This is a genomic window from Pseudosulfitobacter pseudonitzschiae (assembly GCF_002222635.1).
GTDB classification, from domain to species: Bacteria; Pseudomonadota; Alphaproteobacteria; order Rhodobacterales; family Rhodobacteraceae; genus Pseudosulfitobacter; species Pseudosulfitobacter pseudonitzschiae_A.
On record NZ_CP022415.1, the window covers coordinates 2,916,313 to 2,936,757 of the forward strand.

General features: G+C 61.2%; 20 protein-coding genes. 11 read left to right on the plus strand and 9 right to left on the minus strand.

Annotated features, from left to right (window positions below; all coding sequences use genetic code 11):
* Nucleotides 1-42: 42 nt before the first annotated feature.
* Both deoC and SULPSESMR1_RS14375 read left to right on the plus strand, forming a co-directional pair.
* Nucleotides 43-1,035 carry a deoxyribose-phosphate aldolase gene (deoC, locus tag SULPSESMR1_RS14370; protein ID WP_089421438.1) on the plus strand — a complete coding sequence of 331 codons (993 nt, stop codon included), beginning with the start codon at nt 43-45 and terminating at the stop codon, nt 1,033-1,035.
* A gap of 4 nt (nt 1,036-1,039) precedes the next feature.
* Nucleotides 1,040-3,358 carry an aldehyde dehydrogenase family protein gene (locus tag SULPSESMR1_RS14375; protein ID WP_089421439.1) on the plus strand — a complete coding sequence of 773 codons (2,319 nt, stop codon included), beginning with the start codon at nt 1,040-1,042 and terminating at the stop codon, nt 3,356-3,358.
* Between the two features lie 77 nt (nt 3,359-3,435).
* On the opposite strand, the gene SULPSESMR1_RS14380 is transcribed toward SULPSESMR1_RS14375, so the two are convergent.
* From SULPSESMR1_RS14380 to SULPSESMR1_RS14410, 7 genes are all read right to left on the minus strand, one after another.
* A complete protein-coding gene (locus SULPSESMR1_RS14380) occupies nt 3,436-4,755 on the minus strand; it encodes a M16 family metallopeptidase (protein ID WP_089421440.1) in 1,320 nt (439 codons plus the stop codon).
* Nucleotides 4,752-6,053 carry a M16 family metallopeptidase gene (locus tag SULPSESMR1_RS14385; RefSeq protein ID WP_240311473.1) on the minus strand — a complete coding sequence of 434 codons (1,302 nt, stop codon included), beginning with the start codon at nt 6,051-6,053 and terminating at the stop codon, nt 4,752-4,754. The genes SULPSESMR1_RS14380 and SULPSESMR1_RS14385 overlap by 4 nt, the downstream gene beginning before the upstream one ends.
* A 128-nt stretch (nt 6,054-6,181) precedes the next feature.
* Complete coding sequence (locus SULPSESMR1_RS14390) at nt 6,182-6,706, minus strand: DUF3035 domain-containing protein (protein WP_089421442.1); 525 nt, start codon at nt 6,704-6,706, stop codon at nt 6,182-6,184.
* Between the two features lie 66 nt (nt 6,707-6,772).
* Nucleotides 6,773-7,243, minus strand: a complete 471-nt coding sequence (gene lspA / locus SULPSESMR1_RS14395) for a signal peptidase II (protein WP_089421443.1) — start codon at nt 7,241-7,243, stop codon at nt 6,773-6,775.
* Nucleotides 7,244-7,247: 4 nt separating this feature from the next.
* Nucleotides 7,248-8,837, minus strand: a complete 1,590-nt coding sequence (gene purH / locus SULPSESMR1_RS14400) for a bifunctional phosphoribosylaminoimidazolecarboxamide formyltransferase/IMP cyclohydrolase (protein ID WP_089421444.1) — start codon at nt 8,835-8,837, stop codon at nt 7,248-7,250.
* Between the two features lie 24 nt (nt 8,838-8,861).
* The gene (locus SULPSESMR1_RS14405; RefSeq protein ID WP_089421445.1) at nt 8,862-10,604 is read right to left on the minus strand and encodes a heparinase II/III family protein; all 1,743 of its coding nucleotides are present in this window, start codon (nt 10,602-10,604) and stop codon (nt 8,862-8,864) included.
* A gap of 100 nt (nt 10,605-10,704) precedes the next feature.
* The gene (locus SULPSESMR1_RS14410; RefSeq protein WP_089421446.1) at nt 10,705-12,006 is read right to left on the minus strand and encodes an RsmB/NOP family class I SAM-dependent RNA methyltransferase; all 1,302 of its coding nucleotides are present in this window, start codon (nt 12,004-12,006) and stop codon (nt 10,705-10,707) included.
* Nucleotides 12,007-12,080: 74 nt separating this feature from the next.
* On the opposite strand from SULPSESMR1_RS14410, the gene SULPSESMR1_RS14415 reads away from it, so the two are divergent.
* Entirely contained in the window at nt 12,081-12,263 is a 183-nt protein-coding gene (locus tag SULPSESMR1_RS14415; protein ID WP_089421447.1) for a DUF1674 domain-containing protein, read from the plus strand.
* 86 nt (nt 12,264-12,349) lie between these two features.
* On the opposite strand, the gene SULPSESMR1_RS14420 is transcribed toward SULPSESMR1_RS14415, so the two are convergent.
* Entirely contained in the window at nt 12,350-12,703 is a 354-nt protein-coding gene (locus SULPSESMR1_RS14420) for a dihydrodipicolinate reductase (protein ID WP_089421448.1), read from the minus strand.
* 102 nt (nt 12,704-12,805) lie between these two features.
* Nucleotides 12,806-13,621: a 4-hydroxy-tetrahydrodipicolinate reductase gene (gene dapB / locus SULPSESMR1_RS14425; protein WP_089421449.1), complete on the minus strand. Its 816-nt coding sequence runs from the start codon at nt 13,619-13,621 to the stop codon at nt 12,806-12,808.
* A gap of 89 nt (nt 13,622-13,710) precedes the next feature.
* Here dapB and rbfA point away from each other — a divergent pair, with 89 nt between their 5' ends.
* The 8 genes from rbfA to SULPSESMR1_RS14465 all read left to right on the plus strand — a co-directional run bounded on the left by rbfA (nt 13,711) and on the right by SULPSESMR1_RS14465 (nt 20,250).
* Nucleotides 13,711-14,106, plus strand: coding sequence for a 30S ribosome-binding factor RbfA (gene rbfA / locus SULPSESMR1_RS14430; protein ID WP_089421450.1), 396 nt, complete (start codon nt 13,711-13,713; stop codon nt 14,104-14,106).
* A complete protein-coding gene (locus SULPSESMR1_RS14435) occupies nt 14,106-14,846 on the plus strand; it encodes a phosphodiester glycosidase family protein (protein WP_089421451.1) in 741 nt (246 codons plus the stop codon). Before rbfA ends, SULPSESMR1_RS14435 begins: the two co-directional genes overlap by 1 nt.
* Nucleotides 14,847-14,926: 80 nt before the next feature.
* Complete coding sequence (gene truB / locus SULPSESMR1_RS14440) at nt 14,927-15,832, plus strand: tRNA pseudouridine(55) synthase TruB (protein WP_089421452.1); 906 nt, start codon at nt 14,927-14,929, stop codon at nt 15,830-15,832.
* A gap of 7 nt (nt 15,833-15,839) precedes the next feature.
* The gene (locus tag SULPSESMR1_RS14445; protein ID WP_089421453.1) at nt 15,840-16,373 is read left to right on the plus strand and encodes a DUF1643 domain-containing protein; all 534 of its coding nucleotides are present in this window, start codon (nt 15,840-15,842) and stop codon (nt 16,371-16,373) included.
* 104 nt (nt 16,374-16,477) lie between these two features.
* Entirely contained in the window at nt 16,478-17,473 is a 996-nt protein-coding gene (locus SULPSESMR1_RS14450; RefSeq protein WP_240311403.1) for a calcium-binding protein, read from the plus strand.
* A 167-nt stretch (nt 17,474-17,640) separates the two neighbouring features.
* Entirely contained in the window at nt 17,641-17,910 is a 270-nt protein-coding gene (gene rpsO, locus SULPSESMR1_RS14455; protein ID WP_089421455.1) for a 30S ribosomal protein S15, read from the plus strand.
* Nucleotides 17,911-18,250: 340 nt separating this feature from the next.
* Nucleotides 18,251-18,688, plus strand: a complete 438-nt coding sequence (locus tag SULPSESMR1_RS14460; RefSeq protein ID WP_089421456.1) for a universal stress protein — start codon at nt 18,251-18,253, stop codon at nt 18,686-18,688.
* Between the two features lie 11 nt (nt 18,689-18,699).
* Nucleotides 18,700-20,250, plus strand: coding sequence for an alanine/glycine:cation symporter family protein (locus SULPSESMR1_RS14465; protein WP_089421457.1), 1,551 nt, complete (start codon nt 18,700-18,702; stop codon nt 20,248-20,250).
* Nucleotides 20,251-20,445: the final 195 nt, after the last annotated feature.

A 20,445-nucleotide genomic window follows, 5' to 3' on the forward strand; every position in this document is an offset into this window, starting at 1 on the left:
CCCATGCCAGTTTTCAGACCTTGTTCCCTTGAAGGTGACCCCATGCTTCAACCCGCCACCACATCGCAGGATGCACACCTGCCGCAACTGACCCTGACCCGAAATCCGGGGGTGGATCTGGACATGAACTGGGTCCGCTCGGTGCAGGCTAACACCTCGGCAATCGAACGCCGCGCAGCGACCCTGCCCGCGCGCCGGTCGGTCAAAAAGGACTATCAGGCGGCTTGGCTGCTCAAGGCCATTACCTGCATCGACCTGACCACCTTGTCGGGCGACGACACCGCCGCACGTGTCCGCCGCCTGTGCGCCAAGGCACGGCATCCGGTCAGCGCACAGGTACTGGCGGCGCTGGACATGCAGGGCATCACCACCGGTGCCGTCTGCGTCTATCACGAAATGGTCGAAACCGCCGTGGCCGCACTGCAGGGTTCGGGCATTCCCGTGGCGGCAGTGTCCACCGGCTTTCCCGCAGGCCTGTCGCCTTTCGATCTGCGCATCGAGGAAATCCGCCGCAGCGTCGCCGCCGGTGCCTCCGAGATCGACATCGTCATCTCGCGCCGTCACGTTCTGGAAGGCAACTGGCAGGCGCTTTATGACGAGATGCGCGAAATGCGCAGCGCCTGCGGCGATGCCCACGTCAAAGCGATCCTTGCCACGGGCGAGCTGGGCACATTGCGCAACGTGGCGCGCGCCTCACTGATCTGCATGATGGGCGGCGCCGATTTCATCAAGACATCCACCGGCAAGGAAAGCGTAAACGCCACCCTGCCCGTCAGCCTGACCATGATCCGCGCCATCCGCGACTATCACGCGGCCACTGGCATCCACATCGGCTACAAACCCGCAGGCGGCATTTCCAAGGCCAAGGACGCGATCACCTACCTTGCCCTGATCAAGGAAGAGCTGGGCGCACGCTGGCTGCAACCCGACCTGTTCCGCTTTGGCGCATCATCCCTGCTGGGCGACATCGAACGCCAGCTGGAACACCATGTCACCGGCAACTATTCTGCCGCTCACCGCCATCCGATGGGATAACATCATGACCGTGAAAGAGATTTTTCAGACGATGGACTATGGCCCCGCCCCCGAATCCGCCGCAGAAGCCCTGACATGGCTTGTCGATCAAGGCGGCCGTTTTGGCCACTTCATCGACGGCAGCTTTACCAGACACACAGGCGGTTTCGACAGCCGCAACCCCGCCACGGGCGAGGTTCTGGCAAGCCTGACCCAAGCCAGCCAACAGGACGTGGACAGCGCCGTATCCGCCGCGCGCAAGGCCCAGCCGAAATGGGAAAAGCTCGGCGGTCCGGGTCGTGCGCGTTATCTCTATGCCCTCGCGCGGCTGCTGCAAAAACACAGCCGTCTGTTCGCCGTGCTTGAAACCCTCGACAACGGCAAACCGATCCGCGAAAGCCGCGACATCGATATCCCGCTGGCGCAGCGGCACTTCTACTACCACGCAGGCATGGCCCAACTGATGCAGGACGCGCTGCCCGACCGCGTGGCCTTGGGCGTTTGCGGCCAGATCATCCCGTGGAACTTTCCGCTGCTGATGCTGGCATGGAAAATCGCGCCCGCACTGGCGATGGGAAACACCGTGGTGCTGAAACCTGCGGAATACACCTCGCTGACAGCACTTTTGTTTGCCGACATCTGCCGACAGGCGGGTCTGCCTGCGGGTGTGGTCAACATCGTCACCGGCGACGGCGCCGTGGGCGAAATGATCGTAAACGCACCCGTCGACAAAATCGCCTTTACCGGATCAACCGCCGTGGGCCGCCGCATCCGCGAAGCGACAGCAGGCACCGACAAGGAACTGACCTTGGAACTGGGCGGAAAATCCCCCTACATCGTCTTTGACGACGCCGATCTGGATTCCGCCATTGAAGGGCTGGTCGACGCCATCTGGTTCAATCAGGGTCAGGTCTGCTGCGCCGGTTCGCGCCTGTTGGTGCACGAACCCGTGGCTGAACGGTTTTACGCCAAGCTGCGCGCCCGTATGGACAAACTGCGCATCGGCAACCCGCTGGACAAAAGCATCGACGTGGGGGCCATCGTCGATCCCGCCCAGCTGGAAACCATCACCGACATGGTCGCCGCCAACAGCGATGGCGACATGCACCAGACCGCAGGCGACATGCCTGCGCAGGGCTGCTTTTACCCGCCCACGCTGATCACCGGCCTCGATACCGCGCACCCGCTGATGCAAGAGGAAATCTTTGGCCCCGTGCTGGTCGCCACCACCTTCCGCACCCCTGCGGAAGCCGTCGAACTGGCCAACAACACCCGCTACGGGCTGGCCGCAACCCTGTGGACCGAGAACATCAACCTAGCGCTGGACGTGGCCTCGAAACTGGCCGCAGGCGTGGTCTGGACCAACGCCACCAACCTGTTCGACGCAGCCGCAGGCTTTGGCGGCGTCCGCGAAAGCGGCTTTGGCCGTGAAGGCGGCTGGGAAGGGCTCTCCGCCTATACCAAACCCAGAACCACGGGCAAAACCCTGCCACAAATCGCACCCTTCGAAGGCGACAAAGGCCCGTCGGACGGCATCGACCGCACCGCCAAGCTGTATATCGGCGGCAAACAGACGCGCCCCGATGGCGGCTATTCCGCGCCTGTCTACGCCAGGAACGGCACCCTGCTGGGGCACGCATCGCAATCAAACCGCAAGGACGTGCGCAACGCCGTCGAGGCAGCCCAGGCCGCCAAAGGCTGGGCCAGATCCACGGGCCACCTGCGCGCCCAGATCCTGTACTACATTGGCGAAAATCTGTACGCACGTGCCGATGAATTCGAAGCCCGCCTGAACACCCTCCAAGGCGGCCGCACCAGCGCGCAAGAGGTGAAGGACAGCATCGACGCGCTGTTCACCGCCGCCGCATGGGCCGACAAATATGATGGTCAGGCGCATGGCGTGCCGATCCGTGGCGTGGCACTGGCGATGAAGGAACCGACCGGCGTGATCGCGGCGCTTTGTCCTGACGCACACCCGCTGCTGGGTCTGGTGTCACTGATGGCCCCCGCCATCGCGATGGGCAACCGCATCATCCTTGGCGCGTCGCAACCCTTCCCGCTGGCCGCCACCGATTTCTACCAGATCCTCGACACTTCGGACGTGCCCGCAGGCGTGGTCAACATCCTGACAGGCCCGCATGACGCACTGGCTGACACGATGGCCCGCCACATGGACATCGACGCGGTCTGGTCCTTCTCGGACCCCGCCCTGTCGGAGACCATCCGCAAGGGCTCGGCCAGCAACCTCAAACGCACATGGATCGACACCAGCCTGCCCACCATCCGCGACACGCTAACCGCCGCCACAGAGGTCAAAAACATCTGGATTCCCTACGGCGAATAAGCCGGAGTTCGAGGCAGAGCCTCAATAAAAAAGCGCCCGCCAGTGGCGGGCGCAAATATCGAACGACCCGTCACATGTCACTCGGGCAGCGGGCCAGTCTCCAGCCCCTCGGGCTTGCCGACCACGACAAACTGCAAACCGTCAGGGTCCAGCAACTCCTCTGCCACACGTTTCACATCGTCCATTGTCACCGCTTCAACCTTATCGTTGCGCGTGGCGATATAGTCGATCGGCAGGCCCAACATCTGCATCCCAACCATGATCCGGGCAATCGGCGCATTGCCATCAAACCGCAAGGGATAGGCACCGGTCAGATAGGTTTTGGCGTCGCGCAACTCGTCTTCGGTCACGCCCTCGCTGGCCGCTTTGGCCCACTCGTCGCGGATCACGGCGATCGCCTCGCCGATCCGGTCATTGGCCGAAGCCACACGGCCCAAATACACCGCCGCATAGTCCCGTGGCACCAGATAGGAATAAACCCCATAGGTCAGCCCTCGCTTTTCGCGCACCTCGGTCATCAAACGGCTTTCAAACGACCCGCCCCCAAGAATCTGGTTCAGCACAGTGGCCGCAAAGAAATCAGGATCTTCCTGCGCCATCCCGCGCTGACCAAACAACGCCACGGATTGCGGCGTGTCGAAATCGATCACAGTCACGCCCGCCGGAATGTCCACTTCTGCCATGTCTGGCAACGGCGCACCCGTCTCTGGCAGGTCGCCCAGCAGCTTGTCCAGCAGCGGCCCCAGCTCTTCCGGCGTGATGTCACCCACCACACCGACATACAGCCGGTCCTTGGCCAAAACCGCCTTGTGCGCGGCCACCAGATCGTCGCGGGTCAGCGCACTTACGCTCTCCACAGTGCCACTGAACGACGTACTATAGGGATGTTCGCCATAAGCCAACTTGTCAAAAGCACGGCTTGCCAGTTCATCTGGGCTTTTGTCGTCCGACGCCAGCCCCGTCAGCACCTGCTGGCGCACCCGCTCAAGCGCTTCGGGGGCAAAACTTGGCTCCAGCAATGACGCCCGCAGCAAATCCACCGCCGCATCGCGGTTCTCGGTCAGAAAGCGTGCGGACACTGCCAGCGAATCGTCGCCCACATCATACCCGAACGAAGCCGCCAGCCCTTCGGTCGCACGGGCAAAAGCGCGCGCATCCATCTGGCCGGCACCCTCTTCCAACAGGCCCGTCATCAGATTGACCGCACCCCGTTTGCCCGGCGCATCCAGTGACGCGCCACCGCGAAACCGCAGATCCATCGCAACAAACGGGATCGACGGCTCTTGCACCAGCCACGCAGTGATACCGCCCGGGCTGACAACTTCGGTGATCTCGACATCGGCACGGGCAGGCAGCGCCAGCACCACGGTCATCATCAACGCAAGGATATATTTCATTGGCCTGCCTCCGCGGGTTTCGCCAGCCATCCGGTGACCGACCCTTCGATGCGCAGCACTTTGGCAGCGGTGGCCAGAATGTCCTCTTCCGTCACAGCTTGCAGCGCATCAGGCCACGCCTGCACGTCTTCGACTGTCAGCCCCGACGCCAGCGCCGCACCATAGCGGTTGGCGACACCGTCGGCATCGTCGCGGGCATAGATTTGTTGCGCGCGCAGTTGCAGCTTGATCCGCTCAAGTTGTTCGGCATCGACACCTTCAGCCATAAAACTGGCCAGTGCCGCATCCATCGCATCCTCGGCCTCTTGCAGGCTGACACCGGAGCTTGGCAACACGACGACGTCAAAGGTTGTATCATCCAGCGACGTGCCTCTGTAGAACGCACCGGAATAAACGGCCACCTGCGTGTCAAACTGCAATTTCTCGGCCAGATAGGAAGTGGTCCCCCCGCCCAGAATTTCAGCCAGAATGGTCAGCGCCGCAGCCTCTTCCTGCGCACCGGCGTCACGCTCGGGCGCCAGATAGGACCGGCTGACATAGGGCTGTGCCACCCGCGCATCGCGAAAGATCACGCGGCGTTCAGCGGTTTGGGGTGGCTCTTTGGTGCGCAGACGTTCGGGCAGGTTCGGTTCGGCGGGAATCACACCATAACGGGTTTCGGCCAGTTGCCGGACCTCGGCGGGATTCACGTCGCCCGCCACCACAAGGATCGCGTTGTTGGGCGAATAGTAGATATCGTAGAACCCCAACGCATCATCCAGATCCAGCGCCTGCATTTCGTGCATCCAGCCGATCACCGGAACGCCGTAGCGGTGGTTCAGATATTGTGCCGCGTTCATCTGTTCGCCGAACAGTGCGCGGGGATTGTTCTCGGTGCGCTGGTTGCGCTCTTCGATAATCACGTCACGCTCTGTTTCGATGTTCTCGGGCGTCAGACGAAGATTTTCCATCCGGTCCGCTTCCATCTTCATCATCAGACCCAGACGGTCAGCCGCCACGCGCTGGTAATAGGCAGTGTAATCGTAGCTGGTAAAGGCGTTGTCGCGCCCGCCATTGGCGGCCACTGTCGCTGACAACTCTCCCGACGCCATGTTGTCAGTGGCCTTGAACAACAAGTGTTCCAGAAAATGCGCCACGCCGGAAGATCCCTTAGGCTCGTCCGCTGAACCGGCTTTGTACCAGACCATATGGGTGACGACAGGGGCACGGTGGTCTTCGACCACCACGACCTGCATACCGTTGTCCAACTCGAATGTGGTGACGTTCTCGTTTGCTTCACTTGCCGCCCACACTGCCATTGGCAACAGGGCTGCGATAAATGCCATGACGGCGCGCAGATGGGTCATCCGGTATCCTATATCGGTCGCTGTTAGATGTCAGATGGTCATGCCGCCGCAACGTTCAAGCGCGGTGCCGCCTTTGTGACCTAGTCGCGGAATCGCGTGTCGACCGGGGGCGACGAAGGCGTCGGAACACCCACACGGCGATAGGCCGAAGACACCTTGTGCGGGTCGATGGCCTGCCGCTTATACGCCTGATTGTAACGGTCCACCGGCACGATGCGATATTGCGTCAAACGGCCACGACGTTTGCGGAACGTCTCGTCTTCGGCGGCCAGCGTGGCACGGATGTCTGCGGCGCGCCCGAAGCGGCTGGCGTGGTTGACCACAGCACCGTCGCTTGCAGGCACGGCAGCGGTGGGCGATCCACGGCGGCCACCCAGCTTGTCAACGCTTTCCTCAAGCGGGCGCAGATCAACCAGATTCGCCTGACCGGGGGTCGGCGCGGGCAGCGCGGTATAGCTATCGGGTTCTTCCAAAGGCTTGGCCGGGGTCACGATGAATTCATCCGGCCCATCGGATGTGCCACGCAGATCGCGCAAACCCGTGTTGGCGCAGGCTCCCAAAGCCAGCGCTACCGTCAATGCCATCAGTCCGCGTATCAGGCGCATTGCCTTCTCCCACCAATTGCCCAAACAGGCCCTTTCACACTGACTATCGCAGCAGGCAGGGCAATGTCACGCCCGCTTTTTGTCCTGCGCGAAAAACACCAGCCCGATTGCACCCGCAAATATGAAGATATCACCGACATTGAACACAAACGGGTTGCTGATACCACAGCAAGACATATTCAGAAAATCCAAAACATAGCCGTATATCACACGGTCCACGACGTTACCCAGCGCGCCGCCAACCAACAGGCCCGCGCTGACAAACACCACGGGCCGTTGCTGCGCCCCGCGCAACCACCACAACACGGCAGAGCAGATCAGCAGCGCCAGAACCACAAGAATCCAGCGCCCCATCTCACCGTCACCATCCATCAGCCCAAAGTTGATGCCCCGGTTTTCGCCATAGCGAAAGTTCAGCAGCGGTGGCAGCACATCAATCTCGCGCACCCGCCACAACTGCATGCTGTGCACCACGGCATATTTACTGGCCTGATCCAGTATCAGGGCGATCAGCGCCGATATGGCAACCAGACGCATCTGCTTAGTGCCGGAAGTGGCGCATGCCGGTCAGCACCATCGCCAGACCGGCCTCGTCCGCTGCGGCAATGACTTCGTCATCGCGCATCGACCCGCCCGGTTGGATGATTGCAGTGGCACCCGCTTCGGCAGCGGTGATCAGACCGTCGGCAAAGGGAAAGAACGCGTCGGACGCAACAACCGACCCTTGGGTCAGCGGCTGCGACAGGCCCAGCGCTTCGGCCATGTCCTGCGCCTTGCGCGCGGCGATGCGCGTGCTGTCCACGCGGCTCATCTGGCCTGCGCCGACGCCCACTGTCGCCCCGTCCTTGACGTAGATGATGGCGTTGGATTTGACGTGTTTCGCCACGGTCCATGCAAACAGAAGATCGTTCAACTCTTGCTCGGACGGGGCGCGCTTGGTCACAACCTTCAGATCCGCGCGGGTAATCCGGCCCACATCTTTGTCCTGCACAAGGAAACCACCCGACACCTGCCGTACGGCCAACGCCGCAGCACCCGCCGATGCCAGACCATCGGTGGTCAGCAAACGCAAGTTCTTCTTTTGGCTAAAAATATCCATTGCCTCTTCGCTGGCACCGGGCGCGATAACAACTTCGGTAAAGATACCGGTGATCTCGCGCGCCGTGTCGGCGTCCAGCGGCTGGTTCAGGGCGATGATGCCGCCGAACGCGCTGGTACGGTCGCAATCGAACGCACGGCTATACGCCTCTTTCAACGTCGTACCACGCGACACACCGCAGGGGTTGGCGTGTTTGATGATCGCACAGGCGGGCCCTTGGACCGGATCAAATTCGCTGACCAGTTCGAACGCCGCGTCGGTGTCGTTGATGTTGTTATAGGACAGCTCCTTGCCCTGATGTTGCTGCGCCGTGGCCACACCCGCACGCGCGCTGCCATCGGTATAGAAGGCAGCCGCCTGATGCGGATTCTCGCCGTAACGCAAACCTTGGGCCAATGTTCCGGCAAAGCTGCGGCGGCGCGGGGTGCCGTCCACGTGGGCGGCCATCCATGTGCTGACCGCCGTGTCATAGGCCGCTGTGCGACCGTAAGCTGTCTGTGCCAGCCGTTGCCGCAGGGCATAGCTGGTCTGGCCGTCGTTGGCCTCAAGTTCGGCCAGCACCACGTCATAATCCTCGACGTCCACCACGATGTTGACGAACCCGTGGTTCTTTGCAGCAGACCGGATCATCGCGGGCCCGCCAATGTCGATATTCTCGATCACTTCGTCATAAGCCGCGCCCTTGGCCACGGTTTCCTCGAACGGATAAAGGTTCACCACCACCAGATCGATCGCCGCGATCCCGTGGGCATCCATCGCCGCGCGGTGGTCGGCATTGTCACGCAGGGCCAGCAAACCGCCATGCACCACAGGGTGCAATGTCTTGACCCGCCCGTCCATCATCTCGGGATAGCCGGTCACGTCGGCCACATCCTTCACCGTCAGCCCCGCCGCCCGCAGTGCCGCTGCGGTGCCGCCAGTGCTCAGCAATTCGACCCCCCGCGCAGCCAAAGCCTGACCGAATGGCACAAGACCGGTCTTGTCAGAAACGGAAATCAGCGCACGGCGCACGGGATAGAGGTCAGTGGTCATTGTATTCAGCAGCCTTTTTGCGGCCTATTCGGCCATATCAAGTTCGTCTCGGGACAGATCCCTGATGCCAATGGCAGTCTCCTGCGCCTTGGACAAGGACCAGCGAATGCGCGTGGCATACTGCATTGTGCGCCCCATGAGAACGATCTGTTGTGTCGCACGCGGCTTTAATCTGCCTTTTTCAAGGTAAACACTTGGATCAAGGCGCAATTCATAGTTGCCATCATGGCGGAAAACCCAGATTTCACCGCTTTTCAGTGCCATTGAAATGGCCGCTCCACCCAAATCAAGGGTCGCGTCAACCTCGGGATGCAGGTGAAAACGGATGGCAAAGGGCACGCCTTGCAGTTTGCCCGCATCCAATGCGCGATCAAAGCGGCGCTTGTCCACATCCTCCAGCGCCAGCAACATATCCTCGCCCGCCATGCCGCGCCCGTCAAAGGTCAGTTCCAGCGTGCGCGCGTGGGTCAGGCCATGCGTACTGACAAAACCGTCGTGACCGCCCTGAAACCGGATGCCGTCATTGACCTGACTCATCTCGATTGGAACCGACCCGGGCGCATCCACCAGAATTTCATTTGCGCTGGCGCGGTCCGCATCGCCCAGCCGTGCGCTGGAATAGCCGTCAAGCACCAGCGTGCTGTGCGACGGCGTCGCGCGCCCCGCCCGCCGCCATTCCGATCCGAACGATCCGCCCGGACCACAGTTCACAATCAACGGACGACGCCCCGAGGTCAGTTCGAACGCCAGCGTCGAGGCATGGGCATTGCGGCTGGCCTTGCCCGTGGCGGGTGGGCTGGCGTCGACGATCACGCTGGTGCGCCCCGCGCTTAACCGTGCATAGCCCATCGACAGCCCGTCCGGTTGGCGGGTCTTGATCCCGCTGGCCGCCAGTGCGTGATCCAACCAGCCCTCTTGCCCGCGTCCGCCACCGTGAAACCGTGCCAGCGCGCCATCAGAATGGCGCAGGGTGCGCAGGGTCGGGGCCACACGTTCGATGACATCCAGATGCGCGGCAGGCGCCTCGCGCCCCGCCTCGCTCAGTGTCGCGGCGGCCCATGTCAGCAGGGTGAAAACATCCAGCAGTTCTTCGGGGTTACGGGTGGGCAGACCGCCCTGTTCGTCAATCTGGCTTTGACATTCGCGAGCCAGCGCCTTGATCGCAGGTTCGGCCAGCGCTTCCATACCTTCCAGCGACAGGCCCGCGTAAATCAGGCCTGTCAGCGCCTCGAACCGTGGCAGGCCGGGTGCCGCTGATTGCCAGCGCTTCGACAAGAATCGCGTTTGTTGCGCCAGCGACAGATAGAACATATCGCTCTGCGCCTTGTCCTGCCCACGCAGCACGAACAGCGCATGGTTGATCCAACGGATCAGACGCCGCCCTGTCAGATCGGGTGTCCAGCCTGCGCCGGACCCCTTGCCAAAGCGCTCGATCCAACCCCACAGCCATTTCTGCGCTGCTTCGCGGGTGGCGATGTCTCCGACAGCGGCCAGATCATCCAGCCATGCAAAGCCGTGCAATTCATCGGCAAAGGCGGCGTCGGGCACCGTCAGATCCCACAAATCGACATCAGGGGCCGCAATCAGGTGGCCCGCAAACAGGTAATTGCCCGCTGATAACTGCCGCCCACGGGCAAAGCTGCCGATGGTTTTAGGTTCGGGAGAGGACACAAAAGCCGTTGCCGCCCGCGCACGCGTCGCCAGCCGGGCATGCAGCCGGTTCAGGAAGCGCGCTTTTCGCGCGGTGAACCCCAAGGGTTCAGACATGGGTATATCCCGTCATGGGGTCTGTCTCGCTGCCTCGTGCGCTCTTGCGGTGCGCTCTGATGGCGCTTGCAGCAGATGATAGCCCGTCCAAGGCCGCGAGTCACCGCTCTTTGCGCAGCACCGCGATGTAAAAGCCGTCCATGCCGCCAATGTCAGCCCAATAATCAGGTCGCAGGCGCAACCCGCCCTCTGCGGTGACCCATTCCGCGTCGATCCCCGGCACAGCCAGCGCGTCACGGTCCACGGACATATCGCCGTGCCGCTCCAGCGCTTCAATTACCTGCACTTCGCCCTCGTCAGGCAGCAGGCTGCATGTGCAATAAACCATGCGCCCACCCGCTTCGAGCAAGCCCCAAGCGTGGTCGATCATCCGTGCCTGAAGGTCGATCAGCCCGCCGAACTCGCTGCCGTCCTTGGCGTGGGGCAGATCGGGGTGCCGTCGGATCGTACCCGTGGCGGAACAGGGCGCATCCAGCAGGATTGCGGGCCAACTGCCCTGCAAGTCCAACACGTCACCGGCCTGCACCGTGGCAAACAGCCCGGTGCGCGTCAGGTTTTCGCGCAACCGGCCAAGGCGACTGTCCGAAATATCCACCGCTGTCACATCCGCGCCGGTCGCGGCCAGTTGCAGCGTTTTGCCACCCGGTGCCGCGCACAGGTCCAGCACACGCGTGCCGGATTGCGCCTGCAACAATCGCGCGGGGATGGCGGCGGCGGCGTCTTGCACCCACCAATCCCCCGCCTCGAAACCTGCCAGAGCAGACACCTGCCCCGCATCGGTCACACGCACCGATCCGGTCGTCAGAACTTTGCCGTTTACGGCCTGCGCCACAGCGTCGGCATCGCCCTTCACGCTCAAATCCAGCGGTGCGCCTGCGAAGTGGGCAGCTTCCATCGCCAACATCGCCTCGGCGCCCCATGCATCAGCCAGCGGGTTGCGCAGCCATTTCGGCAGGCGCGGCACCCGCAGGGCGGCCCATTGCTCGGGTCCGGTCGCGGCGACCTTGCGCAGCACGGCGTTCACCAACCCTTTGAGGTGACCATAGCGTTTGTGGCGGCCAATGATCTGCACCAGATCGTTCACCACCCCATGCGCCGCGCCGCCATTGCACAGCTCAACCGTGCCCAGCCGTAGCGCATTCAGCACCGTCAGCGGAGGCACTTTGTTCAAGTGTTTCTTCAACACGCGATCCGCACGTTCCAGCCCGCGCAGGGTGTCCGAAGCCAACCGCTGCGCCCGCGCGCGATCCGGTGCGTCCAGCCTGTCGAGCATGCCCGAGCCGATCAGCTCGGCCATCAGGCGGCCTTCGTCCTGAATCTGGTCCAGCATCGCAATCGCACTGCGCCGCGCAGGAATGCCTGCCTGCGGATTGCCTGCCGGTTGTGTGCTTTGGTCTGCCATGTCGCGCCCTCGCGGGTTGTTCTGTTCCCGAAGGGGCGTATATCAAGGGGTGAGACAGGGAAAGCACCCATACGATGACTGATGACATGAAATCCGACCTGCCCCCCGCCGCACAGCGCGCTTTAGCCGAAGCTGAAGAACGTCGCAAGGCTGCGAAACCTTTGGACCTGCCCACAGAACATGGCGGACGTATCAACGGGCTTGAACCCGTGCGCTACGGCGATTGGGAGAAAAAGGGTATTGCGATAGATTTCTGAGGATCGGGCGTGCGCTGGCCAGCGCACGCACTGTGCCTTTCCGGTACAGATTCCCCTGAAATATGTACAGCAATGCAGCCGCGTCTTCAGTTTAGACGAAACGCAGCCGTGTCGCCGCGCCCCTTGTCTGATGTGAACCGGATGCGGCCACCTTCGAACCGGACCTCCTGACAGTTGTACCCCAAAGGATCGCCGCCCCAATACAGGTCGCGGCAGAAATAGTTGCCCTGCCAGTTCCATGTGCCGGTCACTTCCCAAGCAGCCCCTGTGCCAGTGATGCGGCCGTCGGCCCGCACCTCGATCCGGATCAGCGGACGGGTCAGGGTTTTGCCGCTGACCAGCCTGATGAAATCAGACTGAGAGGTGACCACATCCGCTTGCGCGGGCACGGCAAGGACGATGGCGGCCAGTGTCGCGTAGGTACAAATATTGTGTGGCATCGTTTAATCTCGGATGACCTTGCTGATACCAACAGATACGGACGCCACCGCCAGTTGGTTCACAAATCCGAGACTTTGTTCAGACACCGGCACCAAGGTGCGTCAGTCGTTCAGACCCAGCACATCCAGCATATCATAAGCGCCCGCCGCCTTGCCTTGGGTCCATTTCGCTGCCCGAATCGCACCACGGGCAAATACCAGACGATCCGTCGCCAGATGGCGCAGCACGATCCGTTCTCCGGGGCCTGCGAACATCACGTCATGTTCGCCCACGATATCGCCACCGCGAATCGCGCTAAAGCCGATGTCGCCGCGTTTACGTGCGCCAGTGATGCCGTCACGCCCGCTGTCGCGCACATCGTTCAGCGTCACGCCACGGCCTTCGGCAGCCGCCTCGCCCAACATCAGCGCAGTGCCCGAAGGCGCGTCGACCTTGTGGTGATGATGTGCCTCGATCACTTCGATGTCGAAATCTTCGTCAAGTGCGGCGGCGACACGTCTGGTCAGTTGTACAAGCAGGTTGACCCCAAGGCTCATGTTGCCAGCCCGCACGATTGCACATTTTTGCGCAGCGGATTCCAGTTCGGCAATTTGTGCGTCGGTCATGCCCGTTGTGCCAATAACGTGGGCCACCCCTGCTTTTGCACACAGCGCAGAAAATTCCAAAGTCGCTTCGGGGGCTGTAAAATCAATCACCACCTGCGCTGCGGCAATCGCCTTGGCCGCATCATCTGTTGCAATAACGCCGTTGGGTTGGCCGCCCATCGCCTGCCCAACGTCCTGCCCGACCCAGTCGTGGCCTGTGCGCTCGATGGCGCTGACCAGATGCACGCCGTCTGTTTCGGCAATGGTACGGATCAGCATTTGCCCCATACGCCCCGAAGCACCGGTGACTGCAATTCCTGTTGTATCGGCCATACGTGTACTCCCTGAATAAGCGGTTTGTCGCAGGTCTAGCTTGTGCGGTGCGGCTTGGCAAAGTCTCTGGTCTGTCCTAGATGGGGTGTATGGCCAAGAACAAGTCTCATGACGGAGCCGGTCCGTCCCAGCGTCAACTTCGGGTTGGTGAATTGATCCGCCGCACTTTGTCCGAAGTGCTGGCACGCGGTGACGTACATGACCCCGAGTTGAACCGCATGTCGATCACGGTGGGCGAAGTGCGCACGTCCCCCGACCTGAGAATCGCCACCGCCTATGTGCTGCCCCTGGGTGGCGAAGGGCAGGGTGAGGTGCTGAAGCTGCTGGCCCGCAACAAGGGCGAGCTGCGGCACGCCGTGGGCAAAAAGCTGGCGCTGAAATATTCGCCCGATTTGCGGTTCCAACTGGACCAGACATTTGACCAGATGGACGACACACGTCGGATGCTGAATCAGGACGCTGTACGCCGGGACACCGAAAACTGATGCGTGCCGCATTGATCGGCGCGCTGGTCTGGCTGGCCTGTGGGCCGGTCTGGGCCGCCAGCTGTGAAAACCACAGCCATCTGGGCAATTCCTATACAGTTTGCACGGTCGATCTGACAAAAGAAGACCTGCGCCTGTTTTTGCGGGACGACGACGGCAACATCTACGGCAGCTTTAACGCCATCAATCAGGCGCTGGGTACGGACGGCAAGACGCTGGGCTTTGCGATGAACGCAGGCATGTACCACGAAGATCGCGCGCCTGTGGGTCTGTATCTTGAGGATGGCCAGCAAGAAATGGGTCTGGTCTCCTCTGCGGGTCCGGGCAACTTTGGCCTGCTGCCCAATGGTGTGCTGTGCCTGCGCAAGGGACGCGCGCAAGTGATCGAGACATTGCGCTTTGCCCGCGAGAAACCGACCTGCGCCGATGCGACCCAATCCGGCCCGATGCTGGTGATCGATGGTGAATTGCACCCGCGCTTTCTGGTCGACAGCACCTCGCGGTATGTGCGCAACGGGGTTGGTACCACGGCCAATGGCCGCAATGCAGTCTTTGTGATCTCGAACAATCTGGTCAGCTTTTACGACTTTGGCAGCTTTTTCCGCGATGTGCTGAAGCTGCCACAGGCATTGTACTTCGACGGCAACGTTTCGCGGCTTTATGCACCCGATCTGGGGCGGCATGATCCGGGTCGCCGTTTGGGGCCGATCATCGGCACAGTGGCTAGCAACGCGCCCTGAATCGGCACCGAATTGACAGCGCAGGATCGCTCGGCTAGGCCGCACGCTCTGATTTTCACGATGATCCGCAAGGGGGCACCATGGGCCGCAGATCCAAAGGACGCGATATTTCCGGCTGGTTGGTCATCGACAAACCCGCAGGCCCCACATCAACGACAGTGGTAAACAAGGTGCGCTGGGCGATGAATGCCAAAAAGGCAGGCCATGCGGGCACGCTGGACCCCGATGCCACCGGCGTACTGGCCATCGCACTGGGCGAGGCGACCAAAACGGTTCCCTATATCACCGATGCGCTCAAGGCTTATACGTTTACGGTGCGGCTGGGACAGGCCACCAACACCGACGATGCAGAGGGCGAAGTGATCGCGCAGTCCGATATGCGGCCCACTGATGACCAGATCAAGGACGCGCTGGGCGCCTTTGTCGGTGACATCATGCAGGTGCCGCCGCAGTTCTCGGCGGTAAAGATCGACGGGCAGCGCGCCTATAAACGCGCCCGCGAGGGTGAGGAAATGGAAATTGCGGCGCGGCCCTTGTGGGTCGAAGAACTGCTGATGACAGACCGCCCCGACGCCGATCATGTGACGCTGGAAATGACCTGCGGCAAAGGTGGCTATGTGCGGTCGATCGCCCGCGATCTGGGTGCCGCGATGGGATGTTTTGCCCATGTGCGCGCGCTGCGCCGCATATGGTCGGGGCCGTTTGACGCCGAGGACGGGTTGACGCTGGAGCAGGTCGAGGCGTTGGCAGGCGACCCTGCGCTGGACGCGCATCTGCGCCCGGTCGAGGAAGGTCTGGCCGATCTGCCTGAACTGAAAGCCACCGCTGAAGGTGCCGTGCGCCTGCGCAACGGCAATCCGGGCATGGTGCTGCCGTCTGACGTGGAATACGGCGACGAGGTTTGGGTGTCTTTCGAGGGCAAGGCCGTGGCCGTGGGCCGGTACAAGGCGGGCGAAGTCCATCCGGCGCGTGTTTTCAATCACTGACGGCAACATGATTACACGCACACACACCAAGGGCGACGCACCATCGACTGCTGTCTATTCGGACTGTGAGCAGTACCGCTATAGCCTGACGCGGATCTGGGACGATAATGCCGCGCGGGTGACGTTCGTGATGCTGAACCCGTCCACTGCGACCGAGGTGCAGAACGACCCCACAGTAGAACGCTGCGAACGACGGGCGCGGACCTTGGGGTATGGCGCATTTTGCGTGACCAATATCTTTGCATGGCGCGACACCGACCCGCGCAAAATGCGTGCGGCGGCAGACCCTGTGGGACCGCAGAATGATGCGGCCATCGCGCAGGCCGCCGAATGGGCCAATGTGGTCATTGCCGCATGGGGCACGCACGGCGCACATCTGGACCGTGGGCCGCAGGTGGCACGATTGCTGGCACAGACCGGCCAGCCGCTGTTCCATCTGGGCCTGTCCAAAGCTGGCCACCCCCGGCATCCACTGTACCTGCCCTACTCCCAAGCGCCCGAACCGTGGCATCCGGCAGACCCGATGCTGTCGCCGCGTTAACCATAGCGTTCGTTTGGCTTTGAAATCGAAGGCTGACTGTGGCCTTATTCCGGTGGTGTATTTCATAGAAAGTTTGCGCGCACATGCTGTGGTTGGCGGGATTGATGGGCTTGATGACCGTTGGCGCGGTCACCTTTGTGGATATGTCCGCAAATGGTGACGACACAGAAGTCGATGGGCCCGAACCTTTATCGCTGGCCGAAAACGCGCCACGTATTGGCGATGATATTGATCCGAGTCGCGCGGCCCCTGTAGAAGACACCACCGACGCCTCGATCCTTGTTGGTGTGGATGACACCGAAACCATGGTCGGCACCAAAGGCGACGACCAGATCGGCGCCTATGATGGTGACGACACCATTCATGGCGACGACGGCGACGACGACATTTACGGCATGGACGGCGATGATACGCTGGATGGTGGTGCGGGCAACGACACGCTGCACGGCGGCGATGGCCACGATCTGGTGCAGGGCGGGTTCGATAACGATGCGCTTTTTGGCCACAACGACAATGACACCCTGCACGGAAACGATGGCGACGACACGTTGACCGGTGCGCAGGGCGATGACTTGCTGGCGGGCGACGATGGCGACGACGCGCTGCACGGCGGGCTGGACAATGACACGCTGGACGGTGGCGCGGGCGAGGACACCTTGTTTGGCGGCTGGGGGAACGACGTTGTTATCGGCCTGAACCATGACGCAAACACCGGTGCCATCACCGACGGTAATGACAGGGATTTCCTGAACGGCGGCGGCGGCGATGACCTGATCGTGGCGGGGTCCGAAGATGTGGTAACGGCTGGCAGCGGGGCCGATACGATTGTGACAGGCGATTGGGTCAAAGAGGGCCAGTCGGTCGAGATCATGGATTTCGACAGCGCAGACGACAGTATCGTGCTGGTTTGGGACGACACCAATGCCGGACCCGAGCCACGGATCGTGCTGCGCGCGGATCCGGAGAATACCGATGTCATGCATGTGTTGATGGATGGCATCACGGTGGCAGACGTCAGCGGCGGCGCGGATATGACATTGGGCGATATCGCTCTGATACCGCTGAGCGCGGCACAAACCAGTGGCATCGCCAGCCTTTAAGGCACGAAAATCAGGCGGTGCGAATAAATCTTTGCCTTCGCGGGGGAATCCCCCTATACGCCCCCATCGCGCCTGCGCTTTTGCAAGGGTGCGTCACTCTCCACGGGCCCTGCTGGACGACATCCCGGCTTGCGCCATCACCTTAACCTTTTGAAAAGGAGACCCCGATGTCGATTACTGCTGAAGAAAAGCAACGCGTCATGAAAGAATTCGCAACCGCCGAAGGTGACACAGGTTCGCCCGAAGTACAGGTTGCCATCCTGACAAGCCGCATCGCCACCTTGACCGAACACTTCAAGACCCACAAAAAAGACAACCACGGTCGTCGCGGTCTGTTGAAGATGGTTGCCCTGCGCCGCAAGCTGCTGGACTACCTGAAAGGCAAGGAAGAAGCGCGTTATCAGGACTTGATCAAACGCTTGGGCATCCGCCGCTAAGTTTTTGTTTCCATCCTGACGCAGCCCTCGGGCCGTGCCGGATCAGAACGCCCGCCCTTACCGGCGGGCGTTTTTGCGTTCTGTAGCTGCGGTTTTTCTCAACTGATCAAAACACGCCCGCCCTGCGACAAACAGTCCGAATTCCTCGCAGAAATGCACCGTTTTAGGTCGTTTGCCTGCCGTTGGCGTCGAATTTGGTCACTTTGTTTAGAATTACGCGGCTATCATTCACGGCCAAGGGGCCGGAAAAAACAATCCTGGCGTGATATCGGCCACTTCAACGTGGGCTGGTCCCCTCCGAATCGCAATAGCGCCGGACCACCGACAGAAGGATGCCCTTATGACGACGAAATTGTTGATCGGGCTCGACGGTCAAAGCTCGGGTGACCGTGCTCTGACCTTTGCTGAAAACCTTGCAAAATTAATCGGAGACGCTGAACTGCTGGTTGTCTACGTGATCGAATGGTCGCCCTATTCGTTCCAGACACCCGAAGAGAACGCCGAACGCCACAAACGTCGCGAAGAAGAAATCTCGACGGCATTGGAGCGGGTGGTGACCCCTGCGCTGGAGCGGCTGGAGGCCGCTGGCATCCAAGCGGAAGGACTGGTGCGTCACGGCAACGTCGCTGACACGCTGGATTCAATCGCCGCCAAGCAAAATGTGTCGCAGATCATCGTCGGACGGTCCACGGAAAAAGGGTTGAGCAGACGCATCTTCGGCAGCTCCACCGCCAATCTGGTTATGGGTGCCAATGTGCCCGTGACGGTCGTGAGCTAAGGAGAACACTCATGAATATTTTGCAAAAAACGGCCCTGTCTCTGGCTGCCCTCTCCGTGTCAGCGGCTCCGGCGGTGGCACAAGAGGCCGCCAGCCTGGACGAGCGGGTAAACGCTGCTTTCGCCGCGTTCACCGGTCCTTTCGTCAACCTGATCTTTGCCCCGTTTCCCGGCACCAGTTTTCCCTGGATCGTGATGTGGCTGGTGGTCGCGGCGACGGTTTTCACTCTGTATTTCGGGTTTGTTCAGTTCAAATTCTTCGGCCATGCCATCGCATTGGTCAAAGGCGACTATTCTGACCCCAATGACGCAGGCGAGGTCAGCCACTTTCAGGCCCTGGCCACGGCGCTGTCGGGTACGGTCGGCCTTGGGAATATCGCGGGTGTTGCCGTGGCGGTCGGCATCGGCGGTCCGGGAGCGACCTTCTGGATGATCCTTGCGGGGCTTTTGGGCATGGCGTCCAAATTCACCGAATGTACGCTGGGCGTGAAATACCGTAACGAATACCCCGACGGCACTGTGTCGGGTGGTCCGATGTACTATATCTCGAAGGGGTTTAGCGAACTGGGCCTGCCCGGTGGCAAAATCCTGGCTGTAATGTTCTCGGTCTTTTGTATTCTGGGTGCATTGGGCGGGGGCAATATGTTCCAGGCCAATCAGGCGCACGCGCAAATCTCGGGGATTGTCGGGGCGTATCCCGGTTGGATAACTGGCATCATCTTTGCAGCGGTCGTCTTTGCCGTGATCGTGGGTGGGATCAAATCCATCGCCAACGTCACGGAAAAAGTCGTGCCGTTCATGGGGATTCTCTATGTGGGTGCGGCGCTGATCATTTTGCTGGTGAACTATGACAAGATCGGCTGGGCCTTTGGCCAGATTTTCGAAGGCGCGTTTAGCGGGCTTGGCGTTGCGGGCGGTCTTGTCGGTGCGCTTATCCAAGGTTTTAAACGTGCGGCGTTCTCGAACGAAGCAGGTGTCGGTTCTGCGGCCATCGCCCACTCGGCGGTGCGCACCAAGGAGCCGATCACCGAAGGGTTCGTATCCTTGCTGGAGCCGCTGATCGACACCGTTGTGATCTGCACGATGACCGCGTTGGTCATCACCATTTCGCAGCAGTTGATCGTTGATCCGGCCACAGGCCAATACGTGCTGAACGAAGCGGGCACAGCCATCGCCACCATCGGCAACACCAGCGGCGTCGCCTTGACGTCGGCAGCCTTTGCCTCGGGGATCTCGTGGTTCCCCTATGTTCTAGCGGTCGCGGTGGTCCTGTTCGCCTTTTCCACCATGATCTCTTGGTCGTACTATGGGCTGAAAGCGTGGACCTACCTGTTCGGCGAGGGCAAGACCTCGGAACTGGTGTTCAAGGTAATCTTCTGCATCTTCATCGTCATCGGTGCCGCAGCCAGTCTTGGTCCGGTCATCGACTTCTCGGATGCGGCGATCTTTGCCATGGCCGTGGTCAACATCCTTGCGCTTTACTTCCTGATGAAGCTGGTGCGGGTCGAGCTGAACTCTTATGCCCGCCGCCTGAAATCGGGTGAAATCGTCAAGTTCAACTGACCGTTTTTCCGGCGCAGGCGGAACAAGCGCCGCCTGCGCCAAAACCATCGCAACCGCGCCCTGCACTTCGGGGCGCGGTTGTTTCTTTTGAGGGCATCAGGCACCGCATCGCCATAGCAGCAAAGGCTTTCCATATAGCTCAAAACACTGTATGCCCCGCCAATCTGAGATCGGCGCCCGGACTCCAGCGCCCGA

Excerpts from the sequence above, each read along its gene's own strand:
- deoC (WP_089421438.1), top strand. The coding sequence starts at position 43 with ATGCTTCAACCCGCCACCACATCGCAGGATGCACACCTGCCGCAACTG.
- SULPSESMR1_RS14375 (WP_089421439.1), top strand. The coding sequence starts at position 1,040 with ATGACCGTGAAAGAGATTTTTCAGACGATGGACTATGGCCCCGCCCCC.
- SULPSESMR1_RS14380 (WP_089421440.1), bottom strand. The coding sequence starts at position 4,755 with ATGAAATATATCCTTGCGTTGATGATGACCGTGGTGCTGGCGCTGCCT.
- SULPSESMR1_RS14385 (WP_240311473.1), bottom strand. The coding sequence starts at position 6,053 with ATGGCAGTGTGGGCGGCAAGTGAAGCAAACGAGAACGTCACCACATTC.
- SULPSESMR1_RS14390 (WP_089421442.1), bottom strand. The coding sequence starts at position 6,706 with ATGCGCCTGATACGCGGACTGATGGCATTGACGGTAGCGCTGGCTTTG.
- lspA (WP_089421443.1), bottom strand. The coding sequence starts at position 7,243 with ATGCGTCTGGTTGCCATATCGGCGCTGATCGCCCTGATACTGGATCAG.
- purH (WP_089421444.1), bottom strand. The coding sequence starts at position 8,837 with ATGACCACTGACCTCTATCCCGTGCGCCGTGCGCTGATTTCCGTTTCT.
- SULPSESMR1_RS14405 (WP_089421445.1), bottom strand. The coding sequence starts at position 10,604 with ATGTCTGAACCCTTGGGGTTCACCGCGCGAAAAGCGCGCTTCCTGAAC.
- SULPSESMR1_RS14410 (WP_089421446.1), bottom strand. The coding sequence starts at position 12,006 with ATGGCAGACCAAAGCACACAACCGGCAGGCAATCCGCAGGCAGGCATT.
- SULPSESMR1_RS14415 (WP_089421447.1), top strand. The coding sequence starts at position 12,081 with ATGACTGATGACATGAAATCCGACCTGCCCCCCGCCGCACAGCGCGCT.
- SULPSESMR1_RS14420 (WP_089421448.1), bottom strand. The coding sequence starts at position 12,703 with ATGCCACACAATATTTGTACCTACGCGACACTGGCCGCCATCGTCCTT.
- dapB (WP_089421449.1), bottom strand. The coding sequence starts at position 13,621 with ATGGCCGATACAACAGGAATTGCAGTCACCGGTGCTTCGGGGCGTATG.
- rbfA (WP_089421450.1), top strand. The coding sequence starts at position 13,711 with ATGGCCAAGAACAAGTCTCATGACGGAGCCGGTCCGTCCCAGCGTCAA.
- SULPSESMR1_RS14435 (WP_089421451.1), top strand. The coding sequence starts at position 14,106 with ATGCGTGCCGCATTGATCGGCGCGCTGGTCTGGCTGGCCTGTGGGCCG.
- truB (WP_089421452.1), top strand. The coding sequence starts at position 14,927 with ATGGGCCGCAGATCCAAAGGACGCGATATTTCCGGCTGGTTGGTCATC.
- SULPSESMR1_RS14445 (WP_089421453.1), top strand. The coding sequence starts at position 15,840 with ATGATTACACGCACACACACCAAGGGCGACGCACCATCGACTGCTGTC.
- SULPSESMR1_RS14450 (WP_240311403.1), top strand. The coding sequence starts at position 16,478 with ATGGGCTTGATGACCGTTGGCGCGGTCACCTTTGTGGATATGTCCGCA.
- rpsO (WP_089421455.1), top strand. The coding sequence starts at position 17,641 with ATGTCGATTACTGCTGAAGAAAAGCAACGCGTCATGAAAGAATTCGCA.
- SULPSESMR1_RS14460 (WP_089421456.1), top strand. The coding sequence starts at position 18,251 with ATGACGACGAAATTGTTGATCGGGCTCGACGGTCAAAGCTCGGGTGAC.
- SULPSESMR1_RS14465 (WP_089421457.1), top strand. The coding sequence starts at position 18,700 with ATGAATATTTTGCAAAAAACGGCCCTGTCTCTGGCTGCCCTCTCCGTG.